The sequence below is a fragment of the Bacillus sp. CFBP9009 genome, assembly GCF_036541465.1.
In the GTDB taxonomy this organism is placed as follows: Bacteria; Bacillota; Bacilli; order Bacillales; family DSM-1321; genus Peribacillus.
In genome coordinates this window covers 1-19,756 of the sequence record NZ_JAZHFU010000013.1, presented here as the reverse complement: position 1 = coordinate 19,756, position 19,756 = coordinate 1, and the positions used below count along the sequence as shown (strand labels likewise).

Below are 19,756 nucleotides of genomic sequence, written 5' to 3'. Positions count from 1 at the left end.
GAGCAGACCTAGGAAGAGCTCAATAATGCCTATAAGATTAACTTACCAATATCCCAAAAGGTCAAACTTATATAAACTAAATATTTTTGAATCTTACGTTGACACTAAAAAAAGCAGAGTATATAAATCTACCTCTGCTCTTGAAATTCTATGACACTGTAATAGATTTTGTGACACTCATACGGCCTTTTGAGTCTGTTGCATTAATAAAGATTTTAGTACCTACTATTGCTAAGATAATTCTAACCACTTTCAAGAATATATTTCTCCCCAAAAATTAACAGTTCTGTCCCTTATAGCACGTTTCTCGAAATTTACATTCAAAACTAAAAAAGAGAAGACTAAATAATCTTCTCTTTTTTCATTTAGTCCTTTTCAAGATAATTGGTTCTTCTCTCTCCCAGCAGTTTCGCAGCCTTTTTAGCCTTCTCTTGCTCAGGGTTTGTATAGAGGGCAGCCGTTGTGGTTGAGGTATGACCGAGTTGAGTCATCAACAAATGGATATCTCCTGACTGCTCCATTAAATTCGTCCCGTACGTATGCCTCAGTTTGTGTGGGGACATGGATTTATTGGACTTAAAGGCCTTCGTGTATTTCTTTACTAAAGCCTCGATGGCTCGGTTGGAAAGGGGGGTGGCTCCATCATTCACCCGAGTCAAGAATACATAGGCCGTATCATCGTTTGATCCCCTATAACGTTCCGATCGCACAGCTAGGTAATCTTTTATGTCCTGCATGGACGGAGGAGAGACTGCCACTACATCCTTTTTTCCACCCTTACGTAAAACATGTATTTGTTTTTCCTCGAAATCCAAGTCTCGTAGCCTTAAGTTGGATAGTTCATTCACCCGGACGCCACTTCCTAAGAAGAGGGATAAGATTGCAAAATCACGTTCCTTGTCCCTTTTAAAGTATATGAGTTTTCTGGACTTCTCAGGTAGCTCTCTTTCATAGTCATGCTTCACGAATTCAAGAAACCGAGCATCCTCATCATTGTGGAAAATCTTTGTCGATATTCTGGAAGCACGCGCCCCCAATGTTTCTTTCACTTTATTCACTTCAATTTTCAACATGACATTTCGGTAGAAGTAAGGTTCGCCATCTTCATTTTCTGTCTGAGTCGTTAAATACTTTAAAAGGGAACGTAATGCTGAAATTTTCCGATTGACGGATACCTTTTCCGCTTTTTTTGTTTCTTTCTTATTGATAGGGATATTTCTCCGTTCCAAAAATTTGATAAAGGATTGGGCTTCGATCAACTTCAACTTTTCTAGAACTGACAGGGGGATATCCTTAATATGCTCCTGCTCAGCAATGCCCTCATCTATCAGCCACTCCAAAAATAATTTATAATCAAGAACGTAATTCAAGAGGGTAGAAGGGGACCGGGTATCCAATTTATTGTCAACATATTCAACAATATAGAAGGGCATGGACTTAACCAGCTGTTCCAATTTCAGCTCATGGACTTGATGTTGTCTGGTATTGGCCATTGTTTGACTCCTTTTCAAGTTTGTTTATGCGTAAAATTCAATTATTACGAATAGTTGTTTACATAATAATATTATTTATTTTACATTGATTTACGTAACAGCCCCTCCAGGGAATAGGACTGCAATAATCAATTTTTCACTGGAACTTTCACATACTCATATTTATCTGGATATTGAAGTTTATGATTTTCGATAGTTGCTTCAGCTGCATTTTTATCTTCAAAAACCTCATCTAACTTGATTGTTTCTTTATTTGTATGGAGATCATAAACTCGGATTATGTATTTCATCTTAAAACCCCTTTATTCGAATTTAAGGATTTGTTTTGTATAGTCGGTAAAATCTCCAAGATGGTTTTCAATAATTTGCTGCAAAATTTCTATATTCACGGTTTGGTAATCATGAACAGCTATGTTCCTAAAACCTACCATGGCCTTTAATCGTTTGGCAGTATTTTCATCAATAATTAAAGCAACGTGAAGCATATCAAATGCATCTCTGCTGGTTTGAGGCAATCCCAATCTCTGTTCAGCAACAATATGCATAGCTAGGTCGATTGACGCTTCGCAGGCCCTTTGAATATTGAGGATGATGGAATCTTGTTTAGTAAAGTCTTTTAGGCTTCCAGCATCGTTGGCATATACATCGCGAACGCGGTTCATGCAACGTTCTATTACACTGATTTTGTTCAAAATCACATCATTCTTCATAAATGGTCCCACTTTCTCCTATTTGTTTTAAGATATTTTCACGTTCCTCATTCAATTTAGCGTACATGCTAAGAGCAGTCATTTGTTGGTTTTTAAGAAGTGTGTCATCTTTTGAATAAATCACAGTACCAGTTGTGTAAATCTGTGCCTGAAAAACGGTTGATGCTGATCTTAGATTAATCAGGTCGACATCTATTTTAAGGATATCGGCCAGTTCCTGGGCCAATAAAAATAACTCATATGTAATATGTGAAGAATCTTCACTGTAGAACGCTACATCAATGTCACTATCCTTATGTGTAGTGTTCTTCGCGTAAGAACCAAACACGATGATAAAGGAAGGATCAATTTTGCCTATTAGGAACTCTTGAATACTTTGAAACATTTCTGTTTTCATAAGACACGCTCCCTAATGATAATATGAATATTATACCAAACGTCTATTCCTATGTCCATTTGTTCGTAAAACTGAAATTTTACGCATAAATAAAGATCTTCGATCTCGAATACAGTCTTTAGATTGGGCCACCTCCATCCAGTTGCATTGCTTTTGTCCATTGTTAGGTTTTCTGGTAGACTATGAAAGCCAATACCTAGTTCATTTAAGCTATACTCAATTTGAATCAAATCTTGCATGTTATGGCCTAGTTGGTCCAATCTCCTAACGACGATTGTATCGCCTTCACATGCATACTGATGTGCTTCCTCTAAATCAGGACGTTGTTTTTTTGTCTCACTCACTTTATCGTGAAAAATTTTTGTACAACCATGTTGCGTTAACGCATCTGTTTGTACACGTGCCTATCCAATTAACATCAACTATCACTCTCTCTCATTGTTGCTCTGATTTTTTTTAAGATAATATAAAAATAAATCAATCTTTGAAAATAGAATAATGAACAGGGTTTTATTACATTTAAGTCAATAAAAAATGCCTCTTTCAAATTAAAAAGAAGCGTGTTCAGAAAAGGACGAGTTTTGGAACAAATAATAACTTATTGATAATATCGTGCTTTATCGATAAAAATCATAAACGCCAATCCCTTATAGATATGGGATTGGCGTTTTGGCGTACTTCTTAAAGTTACAAATATGTTAAGTTCATTTTATAAACAACATTTTAAGAAATGTTTTTCAATTCCTCTGTTAATCGTAGGAATTCTTCTTTGTTTTGATCCTGTAATGACTGGTCAATCTCTTTTCGGATTTGCTCTTTTCGGAAATTAAGAAGGGCTTTGTTTAACACCATTTCAGCAAATTCAGAATCCTTAATGTTTATTTCAGGTTGTGGTGGTGTATTAGCCAAATTCTTTTCCATAGGAAACCAACTCCTTGACCTTTTTTCTATTATACTACCATTTTTCAGAATATTCAATTATTTAGCTAAGTAGTTCCAATAATATATCCATTAGTCAGATAATTGTTTTATATGTTTTCAATAACAAAACTAATTATATATTACGTAAGTACTTCCTTAAATAATCTTATATCTCTAATTTGAATCGAATAGGTAATTATAAATCTAAAGTTAGTTAATTTATTTGTAGAGCGTTTCTCAGCATTAAATTTTTAAAAAAAGTAGTGTTTTTGACTTTAAAAGTTATGTTTTTACTTTCAGGTAGGTTTACGTTTAGCTGTTCAGTGATTGCTGGATCTAGTTTACACTAAACGAACTTATAGGAAGAAAACCCCTGAAAATTTTGATTGCAGGGGTTTTCTTCCTTTTTTCTATTTTTGATTATGTAAAAGCTTATTTTTCATAAATAATAGGGACTAGTTCCATCCCCACCTTTTGGGCTGCAATATAGCGTCTGTAACCGTCCCTAAGGATCTTTGTATCCCTATCTATCATAATGGGTTCATCTAAGCAGCCTGTCCGTTTAACATGATTTAAAACTTGTTGTGTTTTTTCAACACTCGGATTGGAATTTAAAAACTCTTCCGTTACAACAATCTGTTTTAGTAAAATAAACTCTTCTGTTTCATCTGGTTTCATTTTTATTTCACCCCTATCTGAAGTCTAATTATATTCTTTATTCACCTGTTATAAGACCGATTTAATCAGCTATTCTCACTTTTCTCATCCTAAGGCCACCATTTGGCAACCTTCTTATGGCACAAACGCACCCTATAGTTTAAGTAGAAACATTCACAATCTCTTCTAAACTTTAACATAATCCGATCCCTAAAATGTGTTGTTCTAGAATCTGGTGCAATACAAAAGGACGCCTTCTTATTATAGAAAAGCGCCCTTTAAAGGAATAAAACGACTGGCGTTTTAAACATCTTTATTGTAAAAGCATCAACTTTATTCGTAATGAAACACCTTTAAAATTCAATAAGTCCAGTACTACTTTCTTTTTTTGAGAGTTTGTTTATTTTTTTAAAATTAATAATTATCACTATATTACTAAAATTATTAATTTTCTTAAAAAATAATCAATGATATAATAGTTAAAATAAAGAAAAAGGAATTTTACAATAACAACTTAGATCCACAAAGTGATCAATTTCACTTTATTTTTCTATATAGAAAAGGAGGCCATTTTTATTTAACTCTTAATTTTGGAATAAAATTTGAAAAGGTTATCATCAAGAATACAACGGGGGATTACAATGATAGAACAAAAACATACACAAATTGAGCAAGATCTGGGGGTAAAAAAAACTTCCATTATTGGACCTGGATTGATCGTTGCTGCTACTGGCGTAGGTGCAGGTGATTTAGTTGCCGCACTTGTGGCAGGTACAAATTATGGCTTAGTATTTCTTTGGGCGATTCTTATAGGTTCCATTCTTAAATTCGCTTTAAATGAAGGCGTTGGTCGTTGGCATTTAACAAGTGGTAAAACTATATTAGAAGGCTGGCACCTAATGGGTAAATGGGCAACAGGTTATTTTGGTGTTTATTCAGTCATTTGGGGCTTTGTTTATGGTGCTGCCGGTACAGCTTCATGTGCGCTTGCTATGGCGGTATTATTCCCTCAACTTTCTTTAACTCAATGGGCAATCATCCATGGATTATTAGCATTTATATTAGTATGGTGGGGAAAGTATAAAACATTTGAAAAAATCATGAACGGGTTAATCGGAATCATGTTTATCACAGTTGTTGGATCTGCCCTTCTAGTCGTCCCACAACTTAGTGGTATTTGGGGGACTGCTGTACCGACACTTCCACAAGGTTCATTAGTATATGCTCTCGGTTTAATTGGTGGTGTAGGTGGTTCACTAACAATGGCTTCTTATGGTTATTGGTTACAAGAGAATAAATGGAAGGGATCATCTTTTATACGTGCGGTTCGCTATGATTCTGCGATTGCATATATAGTTACTGCGTTGTTTACAATCTCACTTCTTGTATTGGGTGCGGGATTATTATATGGAACAGATGTTAATATTAGTGGAGAAAAGGGATTAGTAGAGTTTGCTTCAATCTTAGGTAATGAACTACATCCATCTGTTCAATATTTATTCTTAATTGGATTCTGGTCAGCTTCATTTACTTCTGTACTTGGAGTATGGAATGGTGTTCCTTATTTATTTGCCGATTTCATTAGATTAATTCGTCATCAAGACATTAGTAATAGTGATTTAAGTAAAACAAAGGCATATCGTTTCTATGTATTATGGTTAACATTCCCTCCAATGTTACTACATTTCATAGGAAAACCTGTTGGATTAATCATTGCATATGGCGCACTAGGATCTATCTTTATGCCTTTTATGGCAATCACTTTGCTTTATTTACTTAACAAGAAAAAATATATTGGTACGCTTGATCGTCATCAGTGGCTATCTAATATTGCGCTAGGCGTTAGTATTTTACTATTTATTATTTTAACTATTAATGAATTAAAAAATATATTTTTTAGTTAATCGTAGACAAATTAGTGTATTTGATGTACGACTCCTCAATATGAATCAAACAGTACTCCAATTGTATTATAAATTCGAGTACTGTTTTTGTTGCCAAAAATGCTCTAGCCCCCATATAGACAATTTTTATGTTTCACTTCTACAAGAATATGGCCCGATTGTTGAACACAAGTTAAAAACCTCTCTTCAACTAACCTGCCCCGATAGTTGCATAAAGAAAAAGCTGCCTTAAAAACAACTCCAATCTTAATACAGATAGGTAAGGGTTTTGTCAACTTTTATCAAAACATGGTCTGTGAACATTTTTTAGAAAATAACGTTTACCATTTTTTTATTTTTAGTATATTATTGTATAGATTATTAAAAGCTGGTAAAAGGAGCGTTAAATCAAGCATGAAAAAGAATCTTGCTTATCCATTTTTAGTTGTATCTTTAGTCTGTTTATTAGAAGCTTGCTCGTATAAAACTAAGGAAACAACTGCACAAAAAGAAGAGGAACAAACCACTGGTACGAAAGAAAGTGAAGCAAAAGAAGCTCATAGTACACACACTTCTAATTGGTCTTATGAGGGGGACACGGGACCTGAACACTGGGGAGAACTAGACTCTGCAAACTCAGCCTGTGCCAATGGAAGTGAACAATCACCAATTAATATTGAATTCTCCCAAGTAAAAACGGATAAAAAATTAGAAGGCATTCAAATCAAATATGAGCCAACAACTTTTTCACTCGTAAACAACGGTCATACAGTGCAGGCTAATGCCAAAATAGAAAGCAACAGCATTGTCGTTGAAGGAATTGAGTACAAGCTCGCTCAATTTCATTTCCATACTCCAAGTGAACATCAATTTAATGGCCAAAATTATGATATGGAACTGCACCTCGTACATAAAGACGCGAATGGAAAGCTTGCCGTCCTTGGAGTGATGATTCAAGAAAGAAAAGAAAATGAAAAACTGGATTCTGTTTGGGATGTATTACCGAAGGAAGAAACAGAAAAAGATATTACCGTAAAAGAACCGATTGATTTACAAGCTTTACTACCTCAAGATCAAACGACTTTCCATTATATCGGTTCGTTAACGACCCCTCCTTGTACGGAAGAAGTAAAATGGATAATTTTTGAGCAGCCAATTGAAATGTCAAAAACACAAATTCAAGCATTCCAGGAAATTTCCCCTGATAACAATCGTCCTGTTCAATCTTTAAAAGAACGAGAAATGATTAGGAACTAGATAAATAAAGAAGTCATTTACTGTTTTTTACACCGAAAAAGAAACAGCAATTGAACCGAAATAGGCCGCGTTGTTTAAAATGGCACATTTCAGCACATCTCTAGGATGGACGACACTCGCATTCAGACTTCCCACATGCGCCCGATGAAGACCTACCACATGATTTTTCGTGTTGAGCATCATGACAAGGAACACTTCCCTGTCCTCGTTGGCGATTTGAGCGGCGGCTAATTCCCGGGCATCTTCTGGATTGCGAATTTGAAAGGCCGCAAACGGCTCAACCATTTCCCTGATTTCCTGCTTAATTCGTACCACTTCAAAAATTGGGGTTAATTCCATTTTCAAAACTCCTTTTTTTTATTTTTTTATTTGTTGCCCTTTTGTTTTTTCTCTGGTGGGTTTTTCTTTCCTATTTTCATTTGCCTTGCGAAGCGAATTAGTTCCCCAAAGGGGGATTATTTTTCCCCTTTGACATGTAGAACGAAAAACATGCATAGGCAATCGGTCAAGGGATTAAGCACAAAAAGTTTTTGATGTTGCGATAGCGCCCCTAATCAAAAAGTTTTTTGCCCCTTGATCGATTGACTGGCCGTCTTAGCTTCCTGCCGGAAAGGTTCGGGTGTCCTACCGGCTGGGAGGTTAGCCGGCCTGCGCTGTTTTACGATTCGGAAGGCAAAGGGAAATAATAAAAAAAAGCAGCCGCCCGGCTGCTATCCTTGTGACCTTTTATTCTTTTAATCCTTTAATCCCTTATTCTTACGGTTTCCGGCTCGTTCGGTATGGCGGCAGTAGCCGTAAATGGTACAGGAACCTACGGAATTTAGGCGAAGCATGAGCCGTACAGTTAGTCGTTATCGAATCATTTAATGCCGAAGCCACACGTACAGAATGTTGTAGAAACGCCCCATTTATTTGAAATGGTCAACAAAACAAAAACTCATCGTTCAAGTCGGGAATTTATGAAAATATTTATTCCATCATTTTTCTCATATTCTGTATCTCTAGATTAATCTTCCGTATTTGTTTGTCAATTTCATCAATTTGAAGCTCACTGGCTCCTTGTTTTCTTTTTTCTAACAGCTCTTCTCGTAATCTTTTTAAAAAAACCACCCTACCTAACAACCCCATCTCAAACCCACCTTTGTTTATCATTATCTTAAACCAAAGAGGACTATTTTTTATATGTTAAACTTTCTGGATCTTTGGCTCAAATAAATGAATATTTCCCCATTTATTTTTCTTTTTTAAAACAAAACACTTCAATAAAATTACTCTCTTTTCTGGGATTTAGACAGACTTAAGTGAAGGTATTTTTATAAATATAATTGGTAATGGAAAAAAAATCAATTTACATGTTAGGTTAAATGACATGATTTTATTATTCATCTTAATCAACTAATATATTTTCTGGTTTAAATTTAAACCAATACGACGTGTAATTGCTGAATTAGGTCCTCATATTATTTCATTTTCCGTGCAAACAAAGGACCAGCATCGTTCTTTTCTCTCTGTATCCTTAGGTTTCGGGGGGGGGAGTGGGACTTTCCAAATTCTTTCCCCCTAGCTGTTGTAGTACGCTTGCTTACCCATGAATTATCAAGATCATAATATAGACCCTAGAACCCCCTACTATCTTAATAAAGATGGTTTTTCAGTGTACCCTAACCTATTATTAATCTGATAATCTACTACTTAAGGAGACAACAATGTATATCTGGAATATTAACAAACTCGTCATGGTATTACAGGAAGGAACGATTTCTGACAAACAAAAAAATTAGGCACTTTTTTATACTGTCCGTAAAATGGGGCACAGTTCAGACAGCTCCGATCTTCAGCTAATGCACCCGTTAGTTAGAGGTTTCCTTACATAGTACAAAGAAATATTTTGATTGCTTATTATTTATAAACTTTTAGTAAACGTTTACTATCAATTTTAATAAATGCAGTCGCAATTTTTAGCATTATCTTATAAATATCCCAAGATTATAGACTTTAAATCTCATTTTTTAATTCAATTTATCAGAAAATAATAAAAATATTGACAATTAAACGCTTACATTATAATATAAGTTACGTAAACGTTTACTATAAAATTCACCATTAACCGAGGAGGAAATTGGGTATGAAAAACAAATTGAAGTGGAGCGGTGTGTTTCCAGCAGTTCTTATCCCTTTTAAAGATGACTATTCTATCGATGAAGAAGGATTTCGCGCTTTAGTCCGATGGGTAGCAAGCCATGAAGGAGTCAATGGTATAGTAGTAAACGGACATACAGGAGAAATTATGACTCTACTACCAGAAGAACGTGCGGAAGCTGTACGAATTGCTGCTGATGAATTAAAAGGTCGTATTCCTGTCATTTCCGGAGTATCTGCAGAAGGAACAATTGAGGCCATTCAACATGCTAAAGCTGTTGAAAAGGCAGGAGGTAGTGGAATCCTTCTTATGCCTCCACATTCCTGGTTACGATTTGGTATGCAAGAAGAATCATCTGTTCAATTTTTTAAAGACGTTGCAGAAGCCATTAACATTTCTATTGTTGTTCACCAATATCCGACTTGGACTAAAACTTCTTACACAACTAACCAATTGCTAGAAATGGCTGCAATCCCAAACGTTGTTTCAATTAAAGTCGGTCAAAGAGATATGGCACAGTATGAAGTAGATGTTAGAGCATTGAAAAAGAATGCCCCAGATGTTTCACTTTTAACTTGTCATGACGAGTATCTGTTACCCACTTTAATTCAAGGTATTGACGGTGCACTTGTTGGTTTTGGTTGTTTTGTACCTGATTTAATTGCTGAGTTAGTGAAATGCGTTAATAATCAGGATTTAGTTGCTGCTAATGCTGTCTATGACCGTATCTTTGAATTAAAGCATGCTGTATATAAAATGGATGAGCCTTCCTCTACTTCTCATTTACGTATGAAAGAAGCTATGTATCAACGTGGATTAATTAGTAGCTCCCTAGCTAGACGTCCGGTTTTACCTTTAACAGAAAAAGAGAAAGAGGAAATTCGCCAAGGCTTACTAAATGTAGGATTATTGAAAGATGGAGTTAAATCATAATAGACTTTATATGTAGTGGTTGCAGTCTTGCAACCACTACTCTTTAGCATTTAGGTGGGTCTAGTTTATAATGATGTATATCTATAAACGTGAACCACGGAGGTATGTAATATGAATGTAAGTATAAAAGATGTCGCACTTAAGGCTGGTGTTTCAATAGCTTCTGTATCACGAGTATTAAGTAGCAAGCCTGGTGTTGGTGCTGAAACAGCAGAACGAATTCGTAAAGCGATTGAGGAATTAGATTATCGTCCCAATTTAGGAGCTAGAGGGCTAGCTAAACGAAATACAGGAAATATTGCAGTTGTGGTTCCAAGGGGTTCATTTATACTTAATAACCCATTTTTCTCAACCGTTTTAGAAGGCATAGCAAAAGGTATTGATCAAACGAATTATAACATGTTGATGTCGTTTACCTCTTCTCAGCAAAAACGACTGCTAGAAACTCAATCCGTAGATGGTGTTATTCTTTTCTCGCCTAGAAATGAGGAACTGAGCTTAGAATGGCTAAAAAGTATTGGGTTACCTATGGTTGTAGTGGGAAGTTATTTAGAAGATTCTCCATTTCCTTGTGTCCGCCCCGACGATGAAGATGGAATAAGACAAGCAGTGGTAGCTCTTCATCAACTAGGACATCGCAACATCGGGATCGTTAATGGACCAATGAGTTCTATGCATAGTGTAAGGTGTCTAAACGGCTATAAAAGCACGCTGCTAGAACTTGGATTAGATTATTCTTCTGAAAATGTTTTTGAAATTGAGGAGTTCGATGCATTTAAGGCAACAAAAGAAGTAGCTGAATTTTTAAAAGACCACAGAAAAATTACTGGCGTTGTCTGTTCATCAGACTATTTGGCAATAGGTGTGATTAAAGCAGCTTCTATGATTGGGTTATCAGTGCCTGAAGATTTATCTGTCGTTGGTGCTGATGATGTTCCTCTTTCCAACTTTATCACACCATCTTTATCGTCTGTTCATGTTGATTTAGTTGGTATTGGAAAAAGATCCACTTCCATACTGATGGATATGATTCAAGGAAAACAGATTAGAAAAAAAGATGTCGTTTTTAACATGGAATATGTTAATCGTGCAACAACTGAAGTTCCGAAGATTAACTAAATTTCACATTCAGACTCTAGAAAGATCATTTTTAAGAAATAATCTTGGAGTCTGATTTGTATTACACCTAAATGGAAGCACTTTCATACAAAACATCTTTAAAAATAACTTTTAAAAAGATTGGAACATTCATTTTCATTTTTATTAGTAGGACCCCCTTACAAGGAGGATGTTAGTATGGAGATACAGTTGAACCCAATTGAAGGAAATAGGAAATCAGATCGCGCTTCGGAACTACTTACACGCATGGAAAGCGTTCCTTTTTCGCGCTGGCACATCAAACCCCGTATTATCATGGGATCCGCAACATTTTTCGATGCTTTTGATGCCTTATCCCTCGCCTTCGTTTTGCCAGTATTGATTGGTCTATGGAGCTTGACTCCCGGTGAAATTGGTATCCTCATTGGTTCTGGATATCTTGGACAAGCTGTGGGCGCAATATTTTTCGGTTGGCTGGCAGAACGATATGGACGTGTTTATAGTGCAAAATGGACGGTTTTTTTAATGTCTGTGATGGGTATCGCCTGTGCGTTTGCGGGCAATTTCGAAATGCTGTTGATACTTCGTTTCATACAGGGCATTGGAGTAGGCGGTGAAGTTCCTGTTGCAGCTACTTATATTAATGAGCTCTCACGCGCCCATGGACGCGGACGTTTTTTTATGCTATATGAAATGATCTTCCCTCTTGGATTAATGTTGTCCGCGCAGCTGGGAGCCTTAATCGTACCTAGCTTGGGATGGAAGTGGATGTTCCTGGTCGGTGGTATAGGGGGATTAATTGTTTTCTCGTTTTTCTTCAAGCTGCGTGAATCACCTCGCTGGTTAATTTCTAAAGACAGGTTTGATGAAGCCGAGGTGGTCATCAAAGAGCTCGAAGCAAGTACCGACGAACGCCTGCCTGTGACAATGAGTGCGCATGCAGCCACTCAAGCTGTTGCGAAAGGAAATTGGAAAGAGCTATTCTCGCCTGTTTACCGCAGTAGAACATTAATTGTCTGGACATTGTGGTTTACCGCTTATTTTGTCGCTAACGGACTTAATAACTGGCTTCCAAGTCTTTACACAACTGTTTATAATCTTCCTTTAGAAGAGTCTTTGCGGGCAGCATCTGTCACGAATATCGTACAGTTAGTTGCCGTATTCGCTTGTGCTATGCTGATTGACAGGATTGGCCGTAAGAGATGGGCAACCATTGCGTTCCTGGTGGCTGGAACTCTCCTGGTAACACTTTGGGTTAACGGTGCTGATTCTGCACAGAGCGTAATGTATTTAGGATCGGCGGCTTATGGCGTCATGGGTACAATCACTGTTCTACTTTACCTGTATACACCAGAAATTTATCCAACACGGGTGAGGGTCCTTGGTACTGCATTTGCTACAGCCTGGTTGCGTCTCGCTTCTGCTATAGCGCCTACGATACTTGGTTTTATTTTAGGTGCAAGAGGTATTTCGACTGTCTTTATGCTTTTTGCTTGTGTTACTGTCGTTGGTGCGTTTATGGCCTTTCGAATGATTGAAACAAGTGAAAAAGTTCTAGAAGATATTGCACCGTAGGAAGACAAGCTCTAAGGGGTAAGGTTGAAAAAACCTTACCTTTAATTTTTTTACTAACGGGTCTTAAGTCTATAATCTCCTATTCTATCAATTGGTTTTTATCTTGTTACAGATGAAAGATAGATAAATAAAAATATGCGTAACCGCATTTACTAAGCTGGTTTATATTTTATTTAAATTTATTATTAATGTTGAAAGGCAGAATACCAATGATTAAAAAAATGGAACATATAGCTATTATTGTTACTCATATGGATTATTCTATCCAATACTACTCGGATATGTTTGGATTTAAAGTTCGCCTTCGAGGATCTTCAAAAACAAGAGAGATGGCATTTTTGTACTTGGAAGAACAGCCTAGTATGGAAATTGAACTAATCCAAGACATTGAACCCATTGGTAAGTATAACAAAAGTGGAATTGTTAACCACCTTGCTTTTACAGTAGAAGATATTAATATAGCGATTAATCATTACCATAAAAAAGGAATTAATTTTTCATCCCCTCAACCACAACCAACACTAGAAGGTGGACGTATGATTTTATTCTATGGACCTAATGGTGAATTGCTACAATTGGTAGAACGCGCAAAAGATTAAAGATACTAAATTTAACACTATTTTTATAAAATAGATGTATAGTAATCTATAAAATTGAAGCCTTTACTCCTGTTGAGCAAAGGCTTCAATTTTGACGAGTTTCTTCTATTTTAATAATAACTTGCGAATTATTTTACCATACTCTCCAATCCTAGGCATTTTACTAACTGAAGCCCACTTTTCAGTAGATTTTGTTTCACTGGAACCCGTAACTCCCGTTCAATAACTCTCCAAGCAATTGCATATAGACTCCAAATTTTCGAGCTACAAAAACAGGGACTAACAATGGGGAATGGCTAAGAGAACAGGAATTAACCGAAAGAAAGTCGGCAAGAAGCTACAGCAGAGTAATTGATCCCCTACTTATTTTTTTATGTCTCCTTCTCCTAATCGAGTTTTGGGTCGTCTAAATAGTACAAAGTTCAATAGCGCCAATCCAATTCCAATAACTCCGGCAAAGAAAGTCACAATAAATCCCTGTGGAGTTCTGACCACAAGGCTATAGATAAGGCACCCCATGAACATCAGCACAATAAGAGTGTGCATCAATCGGTATCGTGACACTGAACCACCTCATTTGGTTATGGTAACGGTACTTAGTCTTAATTGTTCCCGTGTAATTGTTGCTATATTATACCACTTTCCCTAGCCAAGGGATCAATTCTCCTGCCTTTTCTTTATTGTCCTTCCAACATCTTTTCAAGTTCAGCTTCTTTTCTTCCTGGGTCATTTCATCCGCGGGCTTGTATTCCCCCTCTTAAAGAGAGTTACTTTGTTACAGGGCTTCAACCTTAGGATTTCTCCACCAGTTGCCTGTCAGCTACCGAGCGTCTTGGCACTTACTCGGGTTGGACTTTCGCCAACTAGCAATTAACGGCTTGCTGGGCACGCAGGAAGCAAAGAGACGGTTCTTGTGCTTCACCAGTAAGTGAATGAAGCAGTAGAACCGTCCCCGTGCATCCTATCCTTAATTTAATTTTCGTAGATAACCTTATCGTTTACAATTGTCTTAAGTACTTTAATTTCTTTAATTTTTATAGGGTCAATTGTTAACGGATTTTCTTCCAGAACCACAAAGTCCGCAAATTTCCCTTTTTCGATTGAGCCTTTTTCATTTTCCTCGAAGTTTTGCCATGCTGCATCACTTGTTACTGCGCGAAGTGCCTCTAATGGTCTGATTCTTTGCTCCGGACCAATCACCTTGCCGCTTCTTGAAATCCTGTTAACAGCAGACCATACTGCCTGCAGCGGGTCCATTGGGGTAATGTGAGAATCAAGATGAATGCTAAATTTAATACCACGATCAATGGACGATTTAAGAGGGCTCATCATAGCGGCACGTTCTGGCCCCATGAATATATCCCTGTGCTGATCGCCCCAAAAGAAGGTATGGGAAACAAAATATGATGGTGTAACACCCAGTTTCTTCATTTCATCCAATTGATCTAATCTAGCCATTTGAGCATGCTCAATACGATGACGGGCATCCTTACGCGGATACTTCTCCTGGGCAGTACGGAAGGCGTAAAGAATATCATCAATTGCAGCGTCTCCGTTACCATGAATCGCAATTTGGTATCAAGCCTTATGCAATTCCACTACTCGCTTCGTTAATTCCTCACGACTTGTCGCCGGATATCCCCGATAATTTGGATCATCTCCCGGCGGCACGTGGTACGGTTTTCTTAAATAGCCGGTGTACCCCTGAATGGATCCATCATGAGACAGCTTCACAGGGCCCAGCTTCAACATATTACTACCGAAACCTGTTACAATACCGCCTAATTCACCAGGGGTTATAACGCCACCAAACCCGGCACCCATGGCTGTAACCCTTAACGGCAGCAAACCTTGCTTCTGATATCTTTGTAAATCAATAAGACCCTGTTTATTTGCCCCAGCTATAATCGAGGTCGTTACACCTTTTGAGATATAATCCTGGACAGCCTTTTTAAACGCTGCAAGATTTTCCTCTTCTGTAACAACAGGAATATGCTTACTTACAAGACCTTTAGCAGATTCCTCTAATACCCCAGTCGGTTCTCCTGTCTTAGGGTCTCTTACGATTACCCCACCAGGTGGATCAGGAGTTTCTTTTGTAATTCCTGCCAATTTAAGTGCAACACTATTAGCTACTGCTAAATGTCCGGAAGTATGTCCAATATAGATTGGGTGCTCCGTTGAAACCTTATCTAGATCTTCACGTGTCGGGTGACGTCCTTCCGCTAAGAGTGTCTGATCGTACCCTCGCCCGAGTATCCATTCACCTTCGTGGGTTTCCATTGCTCGATCTTTCAAGGCAATGATCAGATCATCAATATTTTTAATAGGACCTACCGGTGGACTATTTAAATTAACTTGAACAGTCCCATCCATTCCGGAGCTCGGAAAATGACTGTGGGCATCATAGAATCCCGGCAATAACACTTTATTCTTTAAATCAACGACTTTCGTGTGCCGTCCCTTTAACTTGCTAATTTCCTTATTTGAACTAACAGCAATGATTTTTCCGTCCTTGACTGCTACGGCTTCGGCAATAGTAGCATCTTTGTCCATGGTGATAACTTTTCCGTTAAAGTAAACAGTGTCAGGTGCAAGAGGGTCAAGATGGTCTGGAAGTGTACCTGAAGAAAAGCCTACTAATGCAAGCACAAAAACTAGGGAGAAAATCAACAAATTTCTTTTACTTAAAAAATTTCTTTTCAAGAAAAAACCCCTTTTCTGATTTGATCCTTTCCATAACACCCCTTGATTAATGCCATATACACCGATGATGTTCCAAGAAATATTTCATTTAAACAACTAGATAGAGACCTCCCTACTAAATGCTGTTGAAAAATCTTCATAAACATCATGACGTCCGTACCAAGGGTATTATACGAAATATTCTGAATTTTATATAGGTCTATATAATTAAAAATGGTTTATTTTTCTCCAAAAATCATTAGGGCAAAATAACTCGTTGCTCAATAATTGTCACTTTACAATATAACATTTAATTAGTATTTTACGAATTGTTTAACTGGAACAACTCCCGGCTTAAGACCATTATGTGATTTTAAAATGTCCAACAGAAAAATATTGATATTTTCACACAACGTTCAAATATTAATGAAAACGCTTTCAATTATTGGTGTATACTATATGTTATACTCCCTATTGTTGCATTTTTACTAATCATCATAAATAAATGATTTCTAGCATAAAAGTAACTTTTGTAAAGCCAAACAGGAAGGAGATGATCAGATGATATTAAAATCATTAAAAAAAAATGGGATAATGACAATCACTTATTTTAAAGATGGGTTATTAGAAACATGTAAAGGCAATATGTATAAACTTAACCTTAATGAACAAACCCTGTCCATAAAGGATAATAATCAAAAGATCTTCTCCATTCGTTTATCTCACATCAAGGAAATACATTAACTTAGCTAGAAACGGCCTTAAGGAAAATCGAGGTTTTCAAGAAAATCCATCTTTATATTGATGCTTACAGAGCTAGATAAGCGTCAATCTCCTCCGATATGGACTTTCCCATCTAACCAGATGGGGAAACATCCATACTTACTAATTCTTGGGTGTGTTGGTTTCAACTCTACAATGTCACTGAGGCAGGAATCTATTTTTTCGTTTTAACTTCATCTCCTCCCCCATTTCAGCAAAATCCATTTGCTGAAGCGAACTTTCTAATTCCATCATTATAAGCCAATCCTACCGTACATAAAAAGAACAATAGGATACATAACCGCCCTTCACTTTCCCGAAATGGTTTTCAGCAATTTTCATATAAGCTTCCGTTCGGGTGCAAATATGACTTGTTAAAAACATAGAAACTCAATTTACATTTCATCTATGAACTATTGCTACTCCAAATAAATCAATCTTACTTTGAACAGACCTCTTGTAATGTGTATTATTTAAACTCCAATTTTCACCTCATCAATATAGATTTTCATGACAAAGATAAGATACTTATGCAAAAGATGATTGGTAAGAGTTAATACAGGCATAACGTATGCTACGTGAGGGGGAAGTTTAGCTAAGTCCACACTAAGAGTATCAAAATGACAATCAGCTTAAGCAGTAGATGCAGGTGGCTTATTGTCTCTTCTGATTTTTCGTTTCATTCGCTTTTTCATAGATGCCGAACTAGTTATCCCGTAATTTATTTTAATCAAACGATTGATTAAAATATAAAGAAACTCGTCATAGAATGATTTTCTGTTTGTGCTTGAAAATAAATTTGTGTTTCTAGGAAGCTCTGTAATGACCAAGGGTTTTTGCTCGTATTTCCAAATGAAACCCTTGACAATGTAAGCGCTTTCTTTTATTATGATAATAGGTTGGATGGCATGCGTGGCCGTCATAGTATCTGGCATAGGTGGGGCCAATACCGGGAACAGTACATAGAAGAAATCCCCTATTTTATGCAACAGCTAACTTCTTCCGAATAGGAAACAGTGATTCATCAATCATGTTAAGTGGGCTCTTTTCTCCTTTTTTCACATACAAACCCAAAAAATTCAGGGTTTCCCTAGCTTGAAAGATCCCCTAAAATCCCTTATGTTTCTATTCCAAATGTGTATACTAGATTCGAATGAGGAGGTACTTTATGGAGAAAGAAAAGAGTTCCCTTTACGATAAATTACCGGTAGAATTGTTGGCGGGATTTTATTATGAAATAAATAAGAACATTGAAAAAGGAATCTTGTCTGATGCTATGTATCATGAAATTAGATTAATGGAACAAACAGCATTAAGAAGGGGGATCTCACTTGTCTACCTATATGACAAGGGTGCTCGTATAATTGAAGCTGAGAAACTACTAAGAGAAACAATCATGCAACCCTAAATAGTAGAATAAGAAGTTCAATGATGTTTTCTAGTCTACCCTAGGTGAGGCCAATACCTGGAACAGTATATAGAATAAATCCCCTTTTATTAACCCTCTTGGCTACCAAAAGGTTGTTTTGGTGCTAACCTACAATTTTTTTACTTACGTCGAAACAAGAAGGTCAGAACAAGCAAAAATGACCCTGTACCAGCTTCTTTACGGCTGATACAAGGGCACTGGCAATAGTTGCTTTCTGATTTAACAGTTAGGTTATTACTACTATGCCACTGGATTGTATTTTTTATTCACATTGTTTTTTTATTTGCTAAGGCAAAAGAATACCCCAGCAACCAACCCTGGGATAAGGTAGGGGGCAGAGGCTTACAAACTAATTTGAGAAGATTATCTTTATGTATATTCCCCAACTAAAGAATCTACTATTCACGGTATCCAATAAAAAGGCTCTGAAGTTCTGGGAAGAATGAAAAAAGTGAAAAAAGAAAGGAAAGAGCATAAAGAAAAACTGAGAGAAAGGCTATTTTTCAGCAGCAAGAATTCCCCAGTGCCATTGGAATTTATATAATGAAAAGGATTGGGAATACTCCCCGATATACAAGAGTTTTCCTCCCTTATAAATTATCAAAAGTATTTTCAATAGCTAATTCCAATTCTTCTTTTCCTTCTCCTATATAACGTTTGGTCATGTTCAAATCTTTATGCCCCATCAATTTTGAAATGGTTTGAAGGTCTATCCCCTTATCAATTAATGTTTGGCAAAACGTATTCCGTAGCTTATGGGGAGTCGCATTATATTTAGTCAGCATATATTGCACGGACCTTGGCGTGATGCGCTGATTCACACTGGATATGAAGATAGCTTCCGTTTCCATATTTAAAAATTCCTTGTATGCCTTGATCTTTATACTAGCAGTCATGGAAAGTGGAATCTTCCTGTCTATATCACCTTTTGAATCCCGGATGAGGATATATTGCCTTTCTCCCTCTTTTTGAATATCGCTATGGTTCAAATCACAAAGTTCAGACACCCGGATACCCGTATGAATCATTGTGTAGACTATAGCAATATTCCTGAAATGCCCAGAGGCCTCGATTTCTTTTAGGAGAGCAGCTTGCTCAAGCATGTTCAGGGCTTTTGGTGGATCTTCTTTCTTTTCCTTTGCTTTACGATCGATGTTGAGGACGATTTCGGGTTTATCAAGGAACCTGGAAAACATGGTAATGGCTGAATAATGTTT

At 36.9% G+C, this 19,756-nt stretch carries 17 protein-coding genes and 2 pseudogenes; 8 read left to right on the top strand and 11 right to left on the bottom strand.

Annotated elements, in window-relative coordinates:
• Positions 1–365: 365 nt before the first annotated feature.
• The 7 genes and pseudogenes from xerS to V3595_RS22015 all read right to left on the bottom strand — a co-directional run bounded on the left by xerS (position 366) and on the right by V3595_RS22015 (position 4,199).
• Entirely contained in the window at positions 366–1,493 is a 1,128-nt protein-coding gene (gene xerS / locus V3595_RS22045; RefSeq protein WP_485909576.1) for a tyrosine recombinase XerS, read from the bottom strand.
• Between the two features lie 128 nt (positions 1,494–1,621).
• The gene (locus V3595_RS22040) at positions 1,622–1,783 is read right to left on the bottom strand and encodes a hypothetical protein (protein ID WP_170974087.1); all 162 of its coding nucleotides are present in this window, start codon (positions 1,781–1,783) and stop codon (positions 1,622–1,624) included.
• A gap of 12 nt (positions 1,784–1,795) precedes the next feature.
• Complete coding sequence (gene hepT / locus V3595_RS22035; RefSeq protein ID WP_485909573.1) at positions 1,796–2,203, bottom strand: type VII toxin-antitoxin system HepT family RNase toxin; 408 nt, start codon at positions 2,201–2,203, stop codon at positions 1,796–1,798.
• Entirely contained in the window at positions 2,193–2,600 is a 408-nt protein-coding gene (mntA, locus tag V3595_RS22030; RefSeq protein WP_485909571.1) for a type VII toxin-antitoxin system MntA family adenylyltransferase antitoxin, read from the bottom strand. Before mntA ends, hepT begins: the two co-directional genes overlap by 11 nt.
• Before the next feature lie 137 nt (positions 2,601–2,737).
• Positions 2,738–2,998 (bottom strand): annotated as a pseudogene (locus V3595_RS22025) (recombinase family protein); the annotation flags it as partial.
• Positions 2,999–3,323: 325 nt separating this feature from the next.
• Positions 3,324–3,521: an IDEAL domain-containing protein gene (locus V3595_RS22020; protein ID WP_161922913.1), complete on the bottom strand. Its 198-nt coding sequence runs from the start codon at positions 3,519–3,521 to the stop codon at positions 3,324–3,326.
• Positions 3,522–3,953: 432 nt separating this feature from the next.
• On the bottom strand, positions 3,954–4,199 hold the full coding sequence (locus V3595_RS22015; RefSeq protein ID WP_485909569.1) for a ParB N-terminal domain-containing protein: 246 nt from the start codon (positions 4,197–4,199) through the stop codon (positions 3,954–3,956).
• A 620-nt stretch (positions 4,200–4,819) separates the two neighbouring features.
• On the opposite strand from V3595_RS22015, the gene V3595_RS22010 reads away from it, so the two are divergent.
• Both V3595_RS22010 and V3595_RS22005 read left to right on the top strand, forming a co-directional pair.
• The gene (locus tag V3595_RS22010) at positions 4,820–6,082 is read left to right on the top strand and encodes an Nramp family divalent metal transporter (protein ID WP_202187497.1); all 1,263 of its coding nucleotides are present in this window, start codon (positions 4,820–4,822) and stop codon (positions 6,080–6,082) included.
• A 207-nt stretch (positions 6,083–6,289) separates the two neighbouring features.
• The gene (locus V3595_RS22005; RefSeq protein ID WP_485909566.1) at positions 6,290–7,318 is read left to right on the top strand and encodes a carbonic anhydrase; all 1,029 of its coding nucleotides are present in this window, start codon (positions 6,290–6,292) and stop codon (positions 7,316–7,318) included.
• Positions 7,319–7,345: 27 nt separating this feature from the next.
• Here the strand turns inward: V3595_RS22005 and V3595_RS22000 are convergent, their stop codons facing one another.
• Positions 7,346–7,657 carry a JAB domain-containing protein gene (locus V3595_RS22000; protein ID WP_485909564.1) on the bottom strand — a complete coding sequence of 104 codons (312 nt, stop codon included), beginning with the start codon at positions 7,655–7,657 and terminating at the stop codon, positions 7,346–7,348.
• Positions 7,658–8,287: 630 nt separating this feature from the next.
• On the bottom strand, positions 8,288–8,446 hold the full coding sequence (locus V3595_RS21995) for a hypothetical protein (RefSeq protein WP_485909562.1): 159 nt from the start codon (positions 8,444–8,446) through the stop codon (positions 8,288–8,290).
• 997 nt (positions 8,447–9,443) lie between these two features.
• On the opposite strand from V3595_RS21995, the gene V3595_RS21990 reads away from it, so the two are divergent.
• The 4 genes from V3595_RS21990 to V3595_RS21975 all read left to right on the top strand — a co-directional run bounded on the left by V3595_RS21990 (position 9,444) and on the right by V3595_RS21975 (position 13,663).
• On the top strand, positions 9,444–10,391 hold the full coding sequence (locus V3595_RS21990) for a dihydrodipicolinate synthase family protein (RefSeq protein WP_485909560.1): 948 nt from the start codon (positions 9,444–9,446) through the stop codon (positions 10,389–10,391).
• 111 nt (positions 10,392–10,502) lie between these two features.
• Positions 10,503–11,510: a LacI family DNA-binding transcriptional regulator gene (locus V3595_RS21985; protein ID WP_485909558.1), complete on the top strand. Its 1,008-nt coding sequence runs from the start codon at positions 10,503–10,505 to the stop codon at positions 11,508–11,510.
• A 177-nt stretch (positions 11,511–11,687) separates the two neighbouring features.
• Positions 11,688–13,064, top strand: coding sequence for an MFS transporter (locus tag V3595_RS21980; protein WP_485909556.1), 1,377 nt, complete (start codon positions 11,688–11,690; stop codon positions 13,062–13,064).
• A 209-nt stretch (positions 13,065–13,273) separates the two neighbouring features.
• Positions 13,274–13,663, top strand: a complete 390-nt coding sequence (locus tag V3595_RS21975; protein WP_485909555.1) for a VOC family protein — start codon at positions 13,274–13,276, stop codon at positions 13,661–13,663.
• A gap of 972 nt (positions 13,664–14,635) precedes the next feature.
• Here V3595_RS21975 and V3595_RS21970 read toward each other — a convergent pair.
• A pseudogene (locus V3595_RS21970) lies at positions 14,636–16,219 on the bottom strand (amidohydrolase).
• Positions 16,220–16,909: 690 nt separating this feature from the next.
• Here V3595_RS21970 and V3595_RS21965 point away from each other — a divergent pair.
• A complete protein-coding gene (locus V3595_RS21965; protein ID WP_144554129.1) occupies positions 16,910–17,092 on the top strand; it encodes a YolD-like family protein in 183 nt (60 codons plus the stop codon).
• 1,186 nt (positions 17,093–18,278) lie between these two features.
• Positions 18,279–18,518 (top strand): hypothetical protein, encoded by a 240-nt coding sequence (locus V3595_RS21960; RefSeq protein WP_485909552.1) that lies wholly within the window; start codon positions 18,279–18,281, stop codon positions 18,516–18,518.
• Positions 18,519–19,129: 611 nt separating this feature from the next.
• Here the strand turns inward: V3595_RS21960 and V3595_RS21955 are convergent.
• The coding region (locus V3595_RS21955) for a tyrosine-type recombinase/integrase (RefSeq protein ID WP_485909550.1) at positions 19,130–19,756 on the bottom strand (627 nt) is incomplete at its 5' end.